The following is a 19,685-nucleotide window of genomic DNA, read 5'->3' on the forward strand; positions in this document are numbered from 1 at the left end:
TGTCATGCGTCATATAAAATGCGCTTGCGCATTATTGCAAGTGGGATGTTTTCTGGGACTGCTTCTGGCGCTGCCCATCGGGCTCAATTCGGGTTCAACAGCATTTGCCGAGACTTCTTCGATTGGGCTTTCCGCCGAGGATGCTGAGCAAACCGAGGATGCCGCCGGCTCTGTTTCAGATTCGCTTTCAAGCGATATTGCCCAGGAGGGTGAGTCGAGCGACGAGAACCTCGACAGTGCATCCGAGGACTCCACTGAGGGCGTTAATCTGACAAAATATGCGACCCTTGACGCGGGCACCTTTTTTCTTACCTCGACTTTGTCGGGGCATCGAGTGCTCGATGTTACGGGCGGATCGGTGAGTGCCGGAACGGCGATTCAACTGTTTGACAGAAATGAGACGGCTGCACAGCAGTTTGTCCTTGTTGATCTTGGCAGCCGTCAATACGCTTTTAAGAATATTAAGTCGGGGTTGTACCTTTGCTACCCAAACGATGTCTCTCATTTCTCGGACCATCCGCGTCTTACGCAGAACATCGGCGATGATGGCACCTGGGGCTTTGCATGGCATGCTCGACAGGTTGGCGGCGGACTCGTCTTTTCGCCTGTCGTCGATGATGATTTTGCCATCGACATCGCCGGCGCCAGCGATTCCAACGGAACAGAAATCCGTCTCTATCAATCCAATGAATCCGTTGCTCAGACGTTTACGCTCGAGAAGCCCAAGGCTGCTATCCTCGCCGAGCTTGCTGCCGCCCACGCCTCCGACCTCGCTGACGGTACCTACTATATTCGCTCGGCAAAAAGTTCCTGGCAGACGCTTGATGTTGCGGGCGGATCTAGGTCATCGGGTGCGAATGTCCAAATATATGCTCTCAACGCCACGGGTGCACAAACGTGGATCGTTTCTCATGATCAAAATGGCTTTGTCACATTAACCAACAGTGGTTCCGGTCTTGTTCTTGATGTTTCTGGCGGAAGCGCTCAATCTGGAACGAACGTCCAGCAATATGCGTCGAATGGTTCTGCGGCGCAAAAATGGATTGCCGTTAAGGATGGGGTCTCCATCAAGCTGGTGTCCGCGCTTGATCCGTCGATCTGCCTTGATATCGCCAACGGTAATACAAGTAGCGGCACGAACGTGCGAACTTGGTCGGATAATGGCACGATTGCTCAACGTTGGACATTTTTCAATTTAGACGCTCAGCGCGAACAACTGGATGCGCTTGCCCAGCAAAATGCTGGCAATATTGCTGATGGGCGCTATGTCTTGGCACTCGGCGTTGAAGGAGCTAAGGTTCTGGACGTGAACGGTGGCTCTAAAGCCAACGGCGGCAATGTTCAGTCGTATGTGTCGAATATGACAGCGGCTCAACAGTGGGACATTTCACATGATGAACTTGGCTATTTGATTATCAAAAACGTTTCCTCTGGCAAGGTGCTTGATATTGCGGGCGGTTCTTGTAGGTTGGGGACCAATATTCAACAGTATTCATCCAATGGATCGCGTGCCCAGCGCTGGATCGCCGTTCCCTCGGTGCCTGGTGGCTCGTTCCGGCTGCAGTCCGCGGTCCTGCCCGAACTAGTTCTAGATGTTACAGGCGGATCTTCCTCGAATGGTGCCAATATTCAAACATATGCGAGCAACGGTACCGCCGCCCAAAACGTTCGTTTTGTATCGGCCGTTCCCGATGTAGCCCCGTCCGACGATCTTGGTTTGGACGGCTGGTTCACTATTTCTCTGGCATCGGATTCATCTCGTGTGTTTGATATCTCCGGAGGGTCCTCTTCTAACGGGGCAAACGTCCAGACTTATGCTGCTAATGGCACGTTTGCTCAGGTCTTTAAATTTGTATATGAGAATGGCTACTATCGAATCGTGAACGCCCAGTCTGGCAAGGCTCTCGATGTCGATGGTGGCAATGTGTGCCCTGGAACAAATGTCCACCAATGGAGCGGTGACGGCAATAACGCAAATCAGCTGTTTTCCATTGTTCGTAACGATGACGGTTTCTATACGGCAACGAATAAAGCGACCGGATTGGTCTTAAGCGTTGCCAACTCTAATGTGTACGGAGACATCCCGTCTGATTCCGCATCGCAGCGTCTTGCCTTTACAAAGCTGACTTCGCTTTTGCCCGAGGGTTTCTTTATCATTTCGAGCCCTGCTTCCTCCTCTGCGGTTTTGGACGTTGCAGGCGGCTCGGCCAGTGATGGCGCTAACGTTCAGCTCTATGGAAGCAACAAGTCGATTGCTCAGAAATGGAAAGTTGCCAAGGTTGCCGACCAAGATAATACTTATACCGTTGAAAGCCTGGTGTCTGGCAAGGTCTTAACGGCAGATGAAGATGGCAACGTCTGCGTCCGATCTTTTGATTATGCCGACGCTCAGCTTTGGACCGCCCAGATTGACAAGGGCGGTGTCAACTTCGTTAACGTTGCAACCGGCAAGGTCCTAGGTGCCGCAGGTGGCTCAACAAGCAACGGAACTAATATTAGGACGTATGATTCTAACGGCACCTTGGCACAGTCTTTCAAGTTATCTGCCTGCTCGTTAGTTGATTCGGGTACCTATGTTATTGCCGCTTCTTATAACCGTTCTAAGGTGCTAGACGTGGCGAGCGGCTCTCGTTCCAACGGTGCTAACGTGCAGCTTTGGTCTTCCAATGATTCTGGCGCTCAAAAATGGATCGTCAGCGTTAACTCGGATGGAACCATTTCGATTCAAAACTGCCGAAGCAAAAAATATCTCGATGTCCTGAATGCTCAGGGTGCTTCGGGCGCTAACGTTCAGCAGTGGCAGGGGAATGGAAGCTCCGCTCAGCGCTGGCGTGTTGATTACGTGGGCGGCGGCTCCTTTCTCATTCGTTCTGCGCTTAACGACTCACTCGTTTTGGATGTGAACGGGGGTGCGCTTAATGATGGAGCCAATATCCAGATTTACGCTGCTAATGGCACCGACGCGCAAGGATTTTACTTTGCCCAGACGAGCTATACGCCCGAGGCGGTAGATCTGGCTGTCCCAGTTTACAATCAGTACTCCGTTGGTCTTCCCAACGGCTGTGAATCGGCGGCTCTGACCAACGTCCTTAACTATTACGGTTTTGGTGTTGGTCCTTGCGAAATGGCCGATCGATGGATCCCCCGTAGCTCCTGGGACTTTGTCTGGTGCTTCTGGGGAGACCCCCACAGCTATAACAATGGTAACGAGATCTGCGCTCCTGGACTCAATAGGGCTGCCAATAATTTCCTAGCAAGTAGGGGGAGCAGCCTGCGTTCGTACGACGTGTCAGGAACCTCTCTGTATGACCTTTGCAATTACCTTGATGATGGACATCCGGTCATTATTTGGACTACCGTTCATCAGGGTAATGTTGGAAATATCTATGCCCGACAGGGTGGATATTTTGCTTGCGTTAACTCGCATACGGTTGTCCTGAAGGGTTATAACCCTCAAACAAACAAGGTCATGATCTCCGATACCATCGATGGCTATACCACCTATGATCGAGATTGGATTGCTTGGGTCTACCAGCAAAGAGGTGCGCAAGCAGTCGTTATTAAGTAACCAATTGCAACAATATCGCGGCTCGTATCAACTATTATAGATTCGGTGTTAATTTGAATCGGGGGTCTGATATGAGTTGCAGCCGATATACCCGTGGCCTAGCTGCTATTTCGGTAGTGGCTTTGGCTGCGTGTCTTTTTGTTTCCTCCGTTGGAGTATCTCCGTTATTTGCCGAAGAAGTGTCCACGAACGGACCCGACGCTAATCGAGTAATCGAATTGGGTGCAGCCGATGACGGTGACGGTAGCTTAGCTCCGAATAGCTCGACTGTGCTATCTAGCGAGGGGCGATCTGAAGACTCGTCGACATCTGCCGTCGAATCGGCCGATGGTACGACGCCTCAAGATGCTGAGACCGTTGAGGGCTTAGCCGTCAAAAACAAGGGGTCGCTTTCTGACGGTGCGACCTATGTTTTTGCTTGCAGCAATGCCTCGCGCAAGGTGTGGGACGTTGCGGGCGGATCTTCCTCAAATGGCGCTAATGTTCAGATGTACAACTCGAATATGACTAAAGCTCAGCGCTGGTTAGTGCATGAGGACGAGAACGGGTTTTTAACTTTCGAAAACACCGGTTCCGGCTTGGTGCTTGATGTTTCTGGTGGTATAGCCGAGTCTGGTCGTAATGTTCAGCAGTATGTGGCTAACGGTACGCGCGCGCAAAAGTGGATTGCCGTTAAGGACGCCGATGGAGGCTTGACGATACATTCCGTCCTTAACTTTGATTACGTGCTCGATATCGCGGGCGGCAGCTCTGCTGATGGAGCTAATGTTCAGCTATATAAGGCCAATCAGACCGCCGCGCAGCTGTTTTTTGCAATCGACTCCAATCCGGTCGTTGACTCTTTAGGGCAGAACGTCGCCGACGGTGTTTATTATTTTGAATCTGCCGGGTCGGTTCTCGATGTGAAAGGCGCTTCTGCTGAGTCCGGTGCGACTCTTCAGTCGTATGCAAAGAACGATACCGTTGCACAGGCGTTCCGTCTTACGTATGACAGTACATCCGGTTATTACACGATCGCTTCGCTTGTTTCGGGCATGTTGATTGACGCCGATTACGGTAGCGTCGTACCCCGTGGCGCCGCCCATCTCTACGGATCACTTGATGACACCGGTTCATATACAAAGAATCGGTTTTGGATCCTTGAGCCTTCTGGAGAGGGTTTTGCCATTAAAAACGCCGCGAATGGGCTGTATCTTTCGTTTGCAAGCGGCGCCGCCGTCACCTCGACTGATGCCGTCACCTGGACTTTGACGCAGACGAAGGGCTTTACCTGGACGCAGGCTGATGTCGATGCCTTCGCTGCTGCACAGGGTTTGCAGATCCCCGATGGAACTTACGCCCTCGGCATGGACTCATCACCGCGAAGTGTTGTCGATGTTTCTGGTGGATCTGCTTCGAATGGCGCTAACATCCAAATCTATGCCTCCAACAACACCGCAGCTCAACGCTGGGTCATTAAGAATACGCTCGACTCAAATGGCCAGCCTACCGGCTATGTGACGATTGCTCATGCAGGAACCTCTTCGGCCCTCGATGTCACGGGTGGAGGCAAAAAGTCCGGCACCAACGTTCAGCAATATGCCGTGAATGGCACTGCCGCGCAGCGATGGATTCCTGTTAAGCAGACAAATGGGTCATTCGTATTTTATTCCGGCCTTGGACGAAATCTTGTTTTAGACGTAAGCGGCGGAAGCGTCTCTAATGGCGCAAATGTTCAAATTTGGACAGCAAATGGCTCTGCAGCGCAGCGTTTTATTGCCATCGATGCTAATCCTCATGTCACGGCGGGCACCCAGTCGGTTGCGGATGGTATGTATCAGATCAATTCCGTTTCCGATTCTTCCAAATGCCTTGACGTGACGGGAGGTTCTGTCTCCAACGGTGCCCGAATTCAAACGTATGCCATAAATGGCACCATGGCTCAGTGTTTTAAGCTTTCGTTCGATTCCGCCACGGGTTTCTACTCGATTCGTTCTGCGAAGTCTACCAAGGGACTTGATCTTGATAGTGGCGATATTTTCCCGGGCGCAAAAGTTCAACAGTGGGATTTCCCCGGCCTTGGCTTAAATCAGCATTGGCGAATTGAGCCCGATGGAGATAGTTTTGTAATCCGTTCCGTTGCGAGCAATCTGGTGTTGGAACGTAAACCCGATGGTTCCGTGACGACTGCCTATGAGTCCGGCAGTGCTGCACAGCATTGGACTTTCGAAGTCTTTACCGTTTCGCTCGATGAAGGCTGCTACTCCATCTGTTCGGATTCTACGGGTAAATATCTCGACGTTACCGGTGGTTCCTATGCAGACGAAGCTCCACTGCAGGTTTATATGGGAAACGGTACCCTGGCTCAGAAATTCTGGGCTCGTAAGGATGATCGGGGCTATTACTCGTTCCAATGCGCTAATTCTGCCAGGTATCTTTCGGCTCGAGAGTCCGACGGTGCCATTCTTCAAATCTCGGACAAAGAAGCCGACGAGGCCAAATGGTCGATTGAAATCTGCTTTGGGAAGGGGATTGAGCTTAAGAATAAAAAGACCGGTAAGGTGCTGTCCATTTCTGGTTCTGGCGGATCTGTTGTCTGCGTTGACGAGAACGGGGCCACGTCGCAAGGGTGGAGCATCACGTCCGTCCCCCTTATTTCTGACGGTTTCTATGAGTTCGCTCCCATGCATGCAACTGGACAACGACTTGATGTGACTGGTGGCTCTCGCTCGAATGGCGCAAACGTTCAAATATATGTTTCTAACGGTACGCTAAGCCAGCGTGTTTGGGTCCGTAGCGTCGGTGGCGGCTGGTACTCACTTACGGCTTGTTGTTCTGCTTACCCACTTGATGTTCTCAACTGTTCTGATGCGGATGGCACGAACGTCCAGCAGTGGCAGTGGAATGGTTCGAATGCGCAAAAGTGGCGTTTCGAAATGGGGGAGAGCGGAATCAAGATTGTTTCGGCTTGCGGCAATAAGGTCCTGGAGGTAAGCGACGGGGCTACCGCGAATGGAGCCAATGTCCAGCTTTGGTCTTATACGGGCTCCGCTGCTCAGTCTTGGCGCGCTCTCTCTGCTGAGCGTCCTGCGAAGATCGGTTATCAGAATCCTTTGAACTATCCGCAGGTAAGTAGCTTGACGGTGAAGCTTCCGATCTATTGCACGGGCGAGTTCACCTATGTTACGCCGTCTCGTATCGCGATCGATGCCACACGAGACGACTGCGTCAATGCCTTTATCCAGCGTGCCTATGAGTATGTTGGCACGAAGTACATCGAGCCCTACTCTACCGCGCCTGGCGGCGCCGTCGATTGCTCGGGCTTTGTGCTGCAGTGCCTCTATGCCACGGGCATGGATATGGGTATCTACAACCCCTATAACCATCGTTGGCTTTCTTGGCAGACGTACAACTCTATGAATTGGTACAATAACGGTACCTTTATGCCGGTAAGCGTCAACAGTATGCAGCGCGGCGACGTTATCTATTACCGCGGGCATATCGCCATCTATTTGGGGGATGGGCGCATGATTGACTCCTGGCCCCGTCAGGGTGTCGGTGTCCATGGTGTCTACGAGCGCGGTAATCCCATTGGTGCTGCACGCCCGTTCGTATAATCCAATTTTGTTTATCGAGGTCCATTAGAGATGAAAAAATCAGTTCTGTTCATGCCTTTGATTCCTGCATGCTTCGCGGTTGCTGCCTTGTGCTCTCCCATTCAGGCGTACTCAATTGAATTGGCTGCCCCAAATGATGGGGTCTTAATTTCTTCGGTAGTGTCGACTGATGATGATTCGATCGAAGCCGATGGTGCTTTTGAAAAGGATTCCGAGGGGTCCACGGAAGATGCCGGTGATATCAATCCTGGCGATGTACAGACTCCTGCAATGGGTGATGACGGGGCTGACACCTCTTCTCCTGCCCTGGCTGCTCCTGTTGAGCCTTCTGCCCTGCCTTCGAATCCGCAGATTTCCGACTTTCCTGAAGCGAACATCGATGAGGGCGTCTATGAGATCTCTAACGCCGGCTCAAATAGGGTCCTCGATGTCTCGGGCGGCTCATGCGATAACGGAGCTAACGTCCAGCAGTATGGTCAAAATGGCACGCCCGCTCAGCGCTGGAGAATCGAGAAGTTTAATGGGCATTATTTGCTCGTAAATGTCGCGAGCGGCAAGGCACTCGATGTGTCTGGCGGTAACGGTGCAAACGGCACGAATGTTCAGCAATATGTTATCAATCACACGAATGCGCAGCTTTGGGACTTTGTTGCCCGTCAAGATGGCGGCTATTATATTAAGTCCTGCCTTGGCGACTATGTGCTCGATATTTCTGGCGGTAGCGTTGCCAATGGGGGAAATGCACAGGTTTATAGCTGGAATGCTACGAATGCGCAGGTCTGGAATCTCATTAAGATCGCTCAGACTATCGATGATGGACTGTATCGACTTGGCTCCATGCTTAACGGTGGTCAGGTTGTCGATGTTACAGGTGGCTCTTTGAGCGATTCGGCGCAAACTCAGCTTTATGGTTCCAATGATACGCTTGCTCAGTATTGGACGTTTACGTATAACAAGTCGACGGGATACTATACGGTCCGCTCTGCGGTGTCGGGTAAGGTTCTTGATTGTCGCGGTGGTGGCGTTTCGAATGGAACTGCGGTCCAACAATATGCCGAAAACGGTACGACTGCTCAATGGTGGCGCGTCGTTGTTAACTCCGACGGCAGCGTGTCTCTTATCTCCGCGAAAAGTGGGTTAGCCCTTGATGTTACAGGGGCTAATTCTGCCAACGGAACTAAGCTGCAGCTTTATTCACAAAATGGAACGCTCGCGCAAAAATGGACGCTGTCGGTTCCGACGGTATTTGTGCGTGACGGACTGTACGAGATCTACTCTCGCGTAGACGGCAACCGTCTCATCGATGTCTCTGGTGGATCGAAGGCGGACGACGCTAAATTACAGGTCTGGAATCGTAACGGCACTTTGGCTCAGAAATGGTCGGTTAGTGTTTGCGACGATGGATCAGTTCTTATCAAGGGCGCAAATTCGGGTAAGTACCTTTCGCAAAGCGACGGCAAGCTGATGAGTGCTAAGGAGGCGGTGGAGGGTTCTCACTGGATTCCGCGTGTGTCTCCAATGGGCGGTCTTGTTCTTGTGAATGCAGTCTCGGGTGCTGTGATTGATTTGACAGGTGGCAATGCCACTGTGGGCACCGCGATTCAGATGTACGTCAATAACTTTACGGCTGCTCAGGCATGGCGTTTTGTTGCGGCTTCACTTATTGACGATGGTTATTATGTTGTGGTGAACCAATCGAGCGGTAATCGTGTTCTGGATGTTGCCGGCGGATCCAGCAGTGCCGGGGCACGCGTACAGCTGTATACCGCTAATGGAACGAACGCGCAAAAGTGGTATGTCCGTTCTTTGGGAAACGGTGCCTACAGTCTGACTGCCTTTGTATCTGGGAAGGCGCTCGACGTACCGAGCGCTAACGCATCTAATGGCGCTTCTGTTCAGCAATGGGACTGGAATGGTTCTGGTGCACAAAAGTGGCTGCTTCGCCTTGCCGATTGTGGCGGTATCGCAATTTATTCGATGCTTGCTGACGGTTCTTTTGCGTTGATGGACAGCGACAACGGTCTTATTCTTGGTAACGGTGGCGGTGACTCATGGCGCTTCGATACTACGATTGTTTCTGAGCAGCCTTACGCTGACGCTAACGGTGCGCAAAGGCGACTCGTCGACATTGCTTATTCCACTCCTACCCCTGGTGCCAATCTTTGCTCCGAGTGGATTTCGAGGGTGTTTAATGCAGCTGGTTATGGCTATGCATACGGCGATGCCTGCGACATGTTTTGGTCTTATTGCCACGACAGCAACCGTGCTAATTTGAAAGTTGGTATGATTGTCGCTGTTCCGTCCCATTCCCACAATTGGGCGGGCTCTAGGTGGGGCCATATTGCAATCTATATTGGTGATGGCAAAGTTATTGAGAATATTGGTCGAGTTAACGTTCGCGGACTTAATGACTGGGTCAATTATTATGGAACCACGTATACGCCGCTTTGGGGTTGGTATCGCAATATCGCCCTATGTTAGTTTGGATTTAGGTTGATGGTTATGCGCAAGAAAACTTTTCTCGCTTCGTCGCTATTGGTTGCTCTCGGTCTGCTTTGCAGCCTGGGGTCAACCCCTGTTTTTGCCGACGATGGTTCGCTTCCGGTCGATGCATCTCTAGAGGAGCGTCTTGCCTATGGCGAGGCACATCCCGCGGATGATTCCAACGACTATACCGCCGGCAGTTCGATGGATGGTGAACCGCTTGCTGCAGCGCTCGACGATCGTTCTGCAAGCGGGTCTCCCTATTGGGGTGGCACGAATGCTTCTAAAGTGTTCTATAACGGGTATGGCGAGGTTTTTGCGTCTCCGGCGCTAAAGGTCATTGACGTTTCTGAGTGGCAGGGGTCGATTGACTGGAATAAGGTTCAAAAATCTGGCGTTGATGCTGTAATTTTGCGCTTTGGTTATTCGACGACCCATTTTGACAAACAGTTCGAGCGCAATTTGCGTGAGGTTCGCCGCTTGGGAATTCCTTTTGGCGTGTATATCTTTAGTACGGCTCAGAATTCGAATGATGCTACGAGCGAAGCTTATTTTACGCAGCAGATTGTAAGTAAGTACGGTCTGTATGATCTATCGCTGCCGATTTTTTATGACCTTGAATCGTTCTATGACAGCAACGGTAATGCGATATCGCCTAATAGCGCCTCTGCGTACGAGGGCATCGTGAATGCGTATTTTAATACGCTCTCTGGTTTTGGCATTAACAACGTATCCATTTATTCTGGTCGTTGGTACGCGGATACGTATCTAAAAGCTGCAAGTGTGCGCCCCCGCGTGTCTTGGATTGCGGAATATGGCCCCAAGCTCAGAACTTCGTTTAGTTGCGCCGGACAGTACGGATGGCAGTACACTTCGTCGGAGCGACTTGACGGCATCACCGCCAACACTGTTGACATGAATGCTTTTTCTTCGGCCGATTTTGTTAACGTAGTTAATCTGCCCGATTATGCTCTAGCAGACGGAACTTACTATATCGATTCGATAGCGAAGGATTCCTCGAGCGTTACTGTTGGTGATGACGGGCAGCTTTCTTTGTTCCATGCTCAAGGGTCTTCAAATCAGCGCTTTCGTCTTGAGTCGGCTGGTTCCGGGGCCTATCGAATTAAGAGCGAATCTACTGGACAATATCTATCCGTTGCCGGCGACAATGCACAAAGTGGTTCTTCGGTTATTCAAGCCGCTTATGCTCAAGACTATCGTCAGCTTTGGCATATTCGTGTTGCCGATAGCGGATTTTATATTCAGTCCGCTCTGGGTAACTGGGCGCTCGATCTTTGCAACGGTAGCACTTCGGATGGTACTTCGGTTAGGATTTGGGCTCCGAATAAATCGAATGCCCAGCGTTTTACCTTTGCTTCTTCCTCGACCGTAGAGACCGACAAAGCTTTTGTTGTTAAGAGTGCGCTTAACCCGCAGCTGGTCATGGATATCAACGGCGGGTCTTCTGATGATCGTGCACGTCTTCAGATTTACACTGCCAACAACAGCCAGGCGCAGATGTTTACTTTTAAGCAGGTCGGTAATGGCCTGTACGAAATCGTAAACGTTAACTCGGGTAAGCCTTTTGAGGCTCAAGGGGGCTCCGTTTCCAACGGTGGTGCCATCTCTCAATACTCTTCCAACGGCACCAGTGCGCAGCATTGGTCTGTTATCGACTGCGGTAATGGCGTGTATTCATTCATAAACTCTAAGTCCGGCAAAGCCATTGACGTTCCTGGTGCTAATGGCGTGAGTGGGTCCGCGCTGCAGATTTATACCTATAACGGATCTGATGCTCAAAAATGGACGCTCGCTTCGGCGCGCACCGTTCGCCAAGAGCTTGATGATCTTGCTGCTTCCAGCAGAGGGCTTGTAAGGGAGGGCGTCGAATACGCTATTGGTTCCATATCTGAGCGGCAGGTCCTCGATATTTCCAGCGGATCTACGAAGTCCGGTGCAAATCTGCAGGTGTATGCATCTAACGCTACACCGGCTCAGCGCTGGACGTTCTCATATGACAAGAATGGCTATGTAACCATTACCAATGTTGGATCGGGCAAGGTTCTAGACGTCTCCAGCGGCAGCAAGAAAGCTGGCGCAAATGTTCAGCAGTACGCGCCTAACGGCTCTTGGGCTCAGAAGTGGATTCTCGTTGATTGCGGAAATGGTTTCGTTAAGATTTGCTCCGCGCTTAAGACCGGCTTTGTCTTGGATCTTGCATCTGGGGCTACTTCCAACGGGACGAATGTCCAGGTCTATGATGATAATGGCACCAATGCCCAGCGTTTCCGCCTGTATACAACCGGAGATGTTTCTAAGGGTCAAACAATTGATTCTCAGTCTGCTATCGTAACGACACCTGATGGCCGTGTTTTTGATGTGACCGGCGGTAGCATGGATAGCGGTGCCGCTATCCAGCTGTATAGCCCTAATGGAACTATTGCGCAGGGATTTGGCTTTGAATACGATGCCGACAAGGGTCTTTACGCAATCAAGTCTGCGAAATCTTATCGCTATTTATATGCCCAGGACGGAGATATAGTTCCCGGTTCTGCTGTTAAGCAGGGGAGTGCCTCGCCCTCGTCTTCTAATTATTACTGGGCTATCGAAGATGCCGGTAGTGGCTCGTATCGTATCGTTAATGCTGGTTCTGGTTGTGCTCTAGGTGTAAACGCCTCCGGTAAGCTGGTCACGGTTTCCAGGGGCGATTCCCGTGAGCTTTCTGTTGCATTTGCACCTTCTGGCTTTAAGTGCTTACGCTCCGAGCAAGACGCTGAGGCCATGGCGCACGTATCCGATTTGGTAGATGGAGAGTATCTCGTAAGCTCGAGCAAGAACTATTCGTTCGTTTTGGATGTTATTGGCGGCTCGAAAGACAATAGCGCAAATATTCAGCTGTACAGGTCGAATATGACTAATGCGCAACGTTGGGTCGTTTCTCATGACGACAAGGGCTATGTTACGTTTACGAATGCTGGCTCTCATAAGGTGATTGATGTTGCCGGAGGAAACGCTTCCGCAGGAACAAACATTGCCCAGTACGCCTCCAACGGCACGTATGCTCAAAAGTGGATTGCCGCCAAACAGTCTGATGGCACGTATCTCATTGAGAGCGCGCTGAGGCCCGGATTTTATCTTGGATCGAGGGGGTCCGGCGTATCCAATGGTGTAAACGTTGAGCTGAGCTCTAATGAGGGCGCCTCTCACTTTGCCCTGTTGAGCATGTCCCCGTCGGTCGCAAAATGCGACGATATCCTTCCGAAGGGTTATTTCACGCTAAGCCCCGCTTGTAGTTCCACTGGTAAGGTCATTGACGTTGCTGGCGGCTCAAGCTCCAATGGGGCAAATGTTCAGCTTTACAACAGCAACGGAACGTTTGCCCAGCTGTTTAGCTTTGAATATTTCGATGGCTACTATGTTATCCGTAATGCAAAGTCCCAAAAGGCGCTCGATGTTGATGGCGGCGATCTTATTCCTGGCACCAATGTTCAGCAGTGGGCCTGCGATTCCGATAATGCCAATAGGCTATTTGCTGCGATCGATAATGGCGATGGCACGTACTCTTTTGTGAGCAAGTCAACTGGTTTGGCTTTGGATATTGTTGGAGCTTCTGATTTTGTTCAAGCTAATTTGGATGCATATCTTCCCAATGGAAGTGCCGCTCAAAAGTTCTCGCTTCATCGGGTTAGTGAGTTTTTGGACGAAGGCGCCTTTTCATTCGAGTCGGCCACGAGTTCAAAAGTCCTGGATGTTGCCGGCGGATCTATGGAGGACGGCGCTACGGTTCAGCTCTATACGTCAAATGGTACGCTCGCTCAAAAATGGTATGTGAGCAAGGTGGCTGGGCTGGAAAACGAATACGAGATTAAGTGCATCGGCTCAGGAAAAGTGCTCTCTCTGAGTGATGGGGGAAAGCTTGTCCAGCTGACATCTAGCGGTGCAGATTCTCAACGGTGGCACAGTACATTGTCTGGCGGCAAGATCGCCCTGCAAAACGTGGCTACAGGCCAGTATCTCTGTGCTTCCGGCTCTTCCGCGTCATTGGGAATGGTTGATTCGCCTGAATTGCCTGGCGTTCGGTTTGACATAAGGAGTGTCGGGGGCTCTTTCTAAAGGGACGGATTGCATCCAGCTTTTGCATCCAGCTTATGTCGAATTGATTTCAGGTAATTTTTGCGCCCGGTGGATAAGTGACCGCCGGGCGCAATGTTGTCTTAGCGTACAAGCATTCGCTTTATTATTTAGCGTGTTCCATAGCAGATATCGCTTCTTTTGCGGTTTCACTCCATGTAAATTTATTTTCAACGCGCGTTTTGACATTCTTGCCCATTTGTTTTAGTCCAATTTCTGAACAACAAGCTGCTTGAATGCCGTTAGCTATATCCATGGGCCGCATTGAGCTAATTAGGATTCCAAACTGGTTATTGGGTGCAATTTCTTGCATTCCGCCAACGTCCGTCGCAATAGGGGGAGTACCGCAAGCTGCAGCTTCTAGTAAGACTGTGGAAAAGCCCTCAGACCGCGAAGGGAGGCAGCATGCATCAGATTGCAGCATTAAAGAAGCTAAGTCTTCTCTGGATAGCCCCCCAAGTAAGATCGTATTATCGGGTTTAATCTTTTCTGACTTTGAAAAAAGCGGGCCAGTACCCGCGATTGCAATTGTAAGCTTACCGCCGCAAACTGCCGGGTTTTCTTCGAGCAACCTGGCAGCTTCGATAAGCTCCAAAACGCCCTTTTCCGGAACAAGCCGTCCCGCAAATGAAATTAAAACTGAATCACTACCGATTCCAAATTCTTCTCTGAAATTCCGGCCACTGGATTTGCTGCGAAACTGGACATGATCTATCGCGTTATGTATTTCTCCTTCGGCTGTGATTTCAAACTGAGAAAGCCATTCACTTGCTTTTTTCGAAACGCCATAAAAGCAGGGATCGTATTTTTTAATCCGATTGATAAGTATATTTTCCACTCGATGAATAAACGGGTCGATGACATGGTTTCCGAGAGTTAAATACGCAGAGCCATGTTCGATAACTATGGGCCGAACCCCCGCATTCGATGCAAATCGAGCAGCCTCAATGCTTAGAGGATAAAATCGAGTGTTAATAATAACGCGCTCGATATTAAGGGACTCGAGCGTTTTCCAAGCTTTGCGGTAATCAGCGTTCATTTTTGGGAATGGATATCTGCCTTTAAGCAAGTTGTAGCAAGGGAGTCTTAGAATCTTAATAGAATCAATTACATCCTCTGACGAAGCAGATTCGGTATTCATCGTAACTACGATGACTTTATTCCCCTTCTTTGCGAGCGCAGTTGCTAGACCTTTTGTGTAAGCTTCAACTCCACCGACATGCGGTTCAAATAGTGCCGAGAAAATGCAAATGTAGGAATTGTCGCCCATATAATGAAACAGCTCCATAAATTGATTGTTCGGTTAGTTACCTCGACTATTAGTATAATCAGTGCAAAACATTCATTCGGAGGGAAATCTCTTGATCGTTAAAAGCATGGATCCTGTTAATAGCGATTGTCCTCGCAGGGTTCTTCATGTGATAGGCGCAATGGATAGAGGCGGCGCCGAAACGTTGATTATGAATGTGTATCGAAATATCAATAGGTCCATTTTGCAATTTGATTTTCTTGTCCACGAAACTAGAGAGTGTGATTTTGATTCTGAAATTCGCGCTTTGGGTGGGTCGATTTTTTCCATCGATCGTCTGAATGGGATTAATACCGTTTCGTATATAAAACAGTGCCGTGATTTTTTCCGCTCGCATCATAACTACTGTGCGGTACATGTGCATATTGGTTCATCCGCTTGCTTTGTAATTAAAGAAGCAAAGAAATTTGGATTATTCTGTATCGCACATAGCCATAATACAAATCCAAGTCTTTCACTTCTTGAAATTGGTTTCCGCTTATTCTCATATCCCACTCGTTATATTGCTGACTACTATTTAGCTTGCTCTCGCGAGGCGGGTGTGGACCGCTTTGGCAAGGCGGTTGTTGCGAGCAATCGTTTCTCCGTATTAAATAACGGTATCGACGTTAAACGCTATAAGTTTTCATCTAAATCGAGATCTTCCATGAGGCGTGATCTTGACATAGCTCCTGAACAGAAAGCCATTTGCCATATTGGGCGTTTTTCAGATGAAAAAAATCACGAATTCTTGTTGAAGGCTTTTTCAAAGTGCGGCGGCGGTGAATTTGATGGGCGCTTGTTTCTTATAGGCAGGGGTCCTCTTCGTAATGACATGGAACAGCTTGCAGTTGACTTAAATATTCGCGACAAAGTTGTATTTCTGGGTGTGCGGTCGGATATTCCTGATTTGTTGATGGCCATGGACCTGTTTGTTTTTCCGTCAAAGTGGGAAGGTCTTGGAATAGCTGCTATTGAGGCACAGGCCTCTGGACTTCCTTGCATCCTGTCACCCGCTCTGCCTGATATGGCGGTTTGTAGCCCCTACGCTTATAAGATGGATAGTCTAAACAGCACGTCTGTGTGGGCTGAGAGAATGGTCGATGAGCCAATTCGTGCAGACTCGGATCGAATCGATGGAGTTAATTATGTGGGGGAATCCGGTTTCGATATTACGTGTGCCGCTGGCTTCCTTACTGCGCTGTATTTAGATCACGTAGCAATCTGATTGGATGTATTAAATGCGTGTCCTTGTTTTCGGGTTGAGTTCCTTGATGGGCGGAGTCGAGTCTTTTATTCTCAGCTATGCTCGAGAAATTCATCGTCAAGATAAATCAATTATTTTTGATTTTCTCGTTATCGATAAAGTGCCACCATTTCTGGGTTCTTCATTTATTAATGAAATGGACTATGAGGCTAGGTGTTTTGTTGTCCCCAGCCGTTTGAAGAATCCCTTTGGATATAGAAGTGCGCTAAAAGAACTGTTTGAGCACAATGCGTTTGACTGTTTCTGGTTCAATGTCTGCACTCTGAGTGATATAACTCCTGTGATCGAGGCACATCGTTGTTCTGTTCCAACTGTTTTGCATGCCCATAGCTCTCAAAATATGGGAAATACCATCAATGGCACCTTGCATTTTTTGCATAAAAGACGAGTTCTGCGGTACGCAGCATCCCTGGTTGCATGTTCTGAAGAGGCTGGATCATTCATGTTTCCAGCGAAGAGCGGCTTTGTGAATGATGTCGCTATTATTCCAAACGCTATTGATACCAATAATTATCTTTTTGACCCAAATACACGTATTCAAATCCGAAAAAAGCTTGGGATTGAGAACGACGAGACGGTGTTTGGACACGTCGGGAGATTCAATCCAGAGAAGAATCATATGTTTTTGATTGACGTTTTTGCTGAGATTCATAAAGAAATGGGCGATCGGAAATCTAAGCTCCTACTGGTCGGTAATGGAAAAGGCCTTAAATCTGTACAGGATTACGTAGGAGAGCTTGGATTGTCAGAATCGGTACTATTTACTGGTCAGTCTCTTGAGACGAATAGATTGTATTGTGCTATGGATTGCTTTTTGTTCCCGTCGCTTTTCGAAGGTTTCGGTTTGGCGGCCCTGGAGGCTCAGGCGTCTGGTCTTCCTTGCGTGATTACTGAGAATTCTCCTCAAATGGTGTCGACTATGCCTTATTGTCGACGCCTTTCGGTTTCTGACGACCCTAAAGTTTGGGCACACGCCGCCATTGGTCTTTTGGAGTTTACTCCAAAAAATAGGGAGCTTTGCGCCCAAGAGGTTGCTGATTGTGGTTTTGGAATAGGTCAATCGGCAACCTTGATTAGAAACGTTTTGATTAGTTGTATGAGCAAGGATTCCGTTTGTGATTAATCAGTCAAATTATGAACCGTTATCGATTCGCGCTAACATGGCCTGGAATGCTATAGGATCTATAGTTAATCTTGGATGTCAGTGGCTAATATCCATTCTTGTTGTACGTCTTTCTACAGGCTTTGATGATGCCGGTCTTTACTCTCTGGCTGTTGCTATATTTGGCGTGTTTTCTCCTATTAGCCAGTATCGTATGTATACGATCCAAATTAGTGATACAACCGGTGAAAATTCTCTCGGGGAATATCTGTCATTTCGGCTTCTTACTAATGCAATTGCTTTTGTTTTACTCATTGTGTATGCGGTGATGACTGTATCGCCTTATGCGGTTTTAATTACAATTGTTTATTCCATTTACAGGTTATTAGCTCTGACGATAGATGTTTTTCACGCTTGTGATCAAAGCAATCATCGAATGGATTTTATTGGAAAGTCTCTAATTCTTCAGGGTCTTCTCTCTGTGATTGGATTTTCAACCTTTTATTATTTCAGCCATAATCTTGTTGTCACATTCATACTCCTGGCATTTTTGATGGCCGCCATCGGCGTAATTTATGATTATCCGCGCACTACCGCGTTTGAACATTTGAAGCTAGGGATTTCGTGGTCAAAGGCGCGCCATCTATTGATTTGTTATTTCCCTATTGTTATCGCCGCGGTTGCAGCAAGTTCTGCCGCTTCTCTGCCGCGTCAAATTTTGGCATCTCATTTTGGGGATTCGTATTTAGGAATCTACGCATCCGCCGCTGCTCCCGTTGCGATAATTCAGATGGGAGCTTCATATATCTACAATCCTTTGCTGTCTTATTTTGCTGAAAGCTATAATGACAAAAATGATCAGATGTTTAGAAGCCTTATGTTTCGTTGTATAGCAGGAATGACGTGCGTTTGTTTCGTTTCAATGCTAGGAGTTACCTGTCTCGGCGAAAAAGTGTTGGTCTTGCTCTACGGTACGCAAATGCACGACTACGTGTACCTGCTGTACCCCTTGATTGTTCTCGCGGTCCTTACGGGCTTCATGTGGTTTATGAATGACTTACTCATTTCGATTCGCGTATTCAGAGGTGCATTTTGTGGTAGCGTCATTGCCATTATTGCCTCTGTTGTTGCATTTCCATTAATTTTGGTTTTTGATATGAATGGCGTTACGTTTGTTTGCATTGCATCCGCTTTGGCAAGCGTTGCGGGGATGGCTGTTTTTCTTCTTGTGGCTTTGAGAAGCCATTTTGTTTGAGAGAGGTTCTATGCCTTATATATGTGTATTTACCCCAACATACAATCGTTCTGGCTATTTGAGACGTATTTTCGATTGTCTTACGAGACAGTCTTTCGATGATTTTGAATGGCTGATTGTTGATGATGGCTCAACAGACGATACGAAGGAAGTTGTAGAGAATTTATCAGATATAGCTTCATTTCCCATACGATATTTTTTTCAGGAAAATGGCGGAAAACAAAGAGCGACGAATTTAGCCTTAGATCATTGCGATTGTCCTATCTTTTTTGGCTTGGACTCTGATGACTGGCTTGTTGAAAATGCTCTTGAAGTCGTCGCGCATTACTTTAGATCTATTTGGAATGATGACGATATCGCTGGAGTTATCGCTTTGCGTGGGTCAGCGGTCGATTCGCCTCTTGGAACTTGGATGCCCAGTGGCCTTTCAGAGGTTAATGTTTGGGATTTATACTATGAATATGGGTTCAAAGGTGATGCGGCGCAAATATATAAAACTAATTTATTAAAGCGATATCCATATCCAGTAGTTGAAGGCGAGAAATTTATTTCCGAAGGAATCGTCTCCTATACAATTGCCCAACATTATAAAATGAGTCTCGTTAATCAAGTTTTAGTTTTAGGCACTTACCAAGAAGGTGGTCTCACTGATAATTCATATTCCTTAATTAGACAAAATCCATTGGGTTACATTCTTGTTAAAGAGTTAAGCCTGAATATGTCTAAGCATTTCATTCAAAAATGCTATCAAATGACTTTATTATTGGCGGCCTATCGCATAGCTTATAGAAAGAGAAGTTATAGGAAAAGTGATCACAAACTTCTTGCTATTTTATGTTATTTGCCTTCTTGGATAGCATATTACATGTTAATGGAGGATGGTAAACGTTGAGACTTGTCTTTCAGCTAATAAATCAAACTATTTTCTAACATGCTGGGTCAATGTTCCTTTTAAGGTATATTGCAGCTTGTTAAGTGCCATTGGCGTCCCGAT

The 19,685-nt window shown here is 48.4% G+C and carries 9 protein-coding genes; 8 read left to right on the forward strand and 1 reads right to left on the reverse strand.

The genetic code is table 11. The annotated features are described in order from the left end of the window. Window positions 1–4: 4 nt before the first annotated feature. From ACTNBY_RS01395 to ACTNBY_RS01410, 4 genes are all read left to right on the forward strand, one after another. Window positions 5–3,568, forward strand: a complete 3,564-nt coding sequence (locus tag ACTNBY_RS01395) for an RICIN domain-containing protein (protein ID WP_441063086.1) — start codon at window positions 5–7, stop codon at window positions 3,566–3,568. A gap of 71 nt (window positions 3,569–3,639) precedes the next feature. Beyond that, the gene (locus ACTNBY_RS01400; protein WP_441063087.1) at window positions 3,640–7,164 is read left to right on the forward strand and encodes an RICIN domain-containing protein; all 3,525 of its coding nucleotides are present in this window, start codon (window positions 3,640–3,642) and stop codon (window positions 7,162–7,164) included. Between the two features lie 30 nt (window positions 7,165–7,194). Next, window positions 7,195–9,645, forward strand: coding sequence for an RICIN domain-containing protein (locus tag ACTNBY_RS01405; RefSeq protein WP_441063088.1), 2,451 nt, complete (start codon window positions 7,195–7,197; stop codon window positions 9,643–9,645). A 21-nt stretch (window positions 9,646–9,666) separates the two neighbouring features. Continuing rightward, window positions 9,667–13,761, forward strand: a complete 4,095-nt coding sequence (locus ACTNBY_RS01410) for an RICIN domain-containing protein (RefSeq protein ID WP_441063089.1) — start codon at window positions 9,667–9,669, stop codon at window positions 13,759–13,761. 124 nt (window positions 13,762–13,885) lie between these two features. On the opposite strand, the gene ACTNBY_RS01415 is transcribed toward ACTNBY_RS01410, so the two are convergent. Then, a complete protein-coding gene (locus ACTNBY_RS01415) occupies window positions 13,886–15,049 on the reverse strand; it encodes a glycosyltransferase family 4 protein (RefSeq protein WP_441063090.1) in 1,164 nt (387 codons plus the stop codon). Window positions 15,050–15,140: 91 nt separating this feature from the next. On the opposite strand from ACTNBY_RS01415, the gene ACTNBY_RS01420 reads away from it, so the two are divergent. Genes ACTNBY_RS01420 through ACTNBY_RS01435 form a run of 4 tightly spaced genes read left to right on the forward strand, consistent with a single transcriptional unit; the run spans window position 15,141 to window position 19,583 of the window. Then, complete coding sequence (locus tag ACTNBY_RS01420; protein ID WP_441063091.1) at window positions 15,141–16,295, forward strand: glycosyltransferase; 1,155 nt, start codon at window positions 15,141–15,143, stop codon at window positions 16,293–16,295. A 13-nt stretch (window positions 16,296–16,308) separates the two neighbouring features. Further along, complete coding sequence (locus ACTNBY_RS01425; protein ID WP_441063092.1) at window positions 16,309–17,457, forward strand: glycosyltransferase; 1,149 nt, start codon at window positions 16,309–16,311, stop codon at window positions 17,455–17,457. Next, window positions 17,450–18,691, forward strand: a complete 1,242-nt coding sequence (locus tag ACTNBY_RS01430; protein WP_441063093.1) for a lipopolysaccharide biosynthesis protein — start codon at window positions 17,450–17,452, stop codon at window positions 18,689–18,691. Before ACTNBY_RS01425 ends, ACTNBY_RS01430 begins: the two co-directional genes overlap by 8 nt. Then, on the forward strand, window positions 18,684–19,583 hold the full coding sequence (locus ACTNBY_RS01435; protein WP_441063094.1) for a glycosyltransferase family 2 protein: 900 nt from the start codon (window positions 18,684–18,686) through the stop codon (window positions 19,581–19,583). The genes ACTNBY_RS01430 and ACTNBY_RS01435 overlap by 8 nt, the downstream gene beginning before the upstream one ends. The last annotated feature ends 102 nt before the right edge of the window (window positions 19,584–19,685 follow it).

The organism is Collinsella sp. HCP28S3_E12, from assembly GCF_052065595.1.
Lineage (GTDB): Bacteria > Actinomycetota > Coriobacteriia > Coriobacteriales > Coriobacteriaceae > Collinsella.

Coding starts and splice junctions, on each gene's coding strand:
- ACTNBY_RS01395 (WP_441063086.1), top strand. CDS start 5: ATGCGTCATATAAAATGCGCTTGCGCATTATTGCAAGTGGGATGTTTT.
- ACTNBY_RS01425 (WP_441063092.1), top strand. CDS start 16,309: ATGCGTGTCCTTGTTTTCGGGTTGAGTTCCTTGATGGGCGGAGTCGAG.
- ACTNBY_RS01410 (WP_441063089.1), top strand. CDS start 9,667: ATGCGCAAGAAAACTTTTCTCGCTTCGTCGCTATTGGTTGCTCTCGGT.
- ACTNBY_RS01400 (WP_441063087.1), top strand. CDS start 3,640: ATGAGTTGCAGCCGATATACCCGTGGCCTAGCTGCTATTTCGGTAGTG.
- ACTNBY_RS01415 (WP_441063090.1), bottom strand. CDS start 15,049: ATGGGCGACAATTCCTACATTTGCATTTTCTCGGCACTATTTGAACCG.
- ACTNBY_RS01405 (WP_441063088.1), top strand. CDS start 7,195: ATGAAAAAATCAGTTCTGTTCATGCCTTTGATTCCTGCATGCTTCGCG.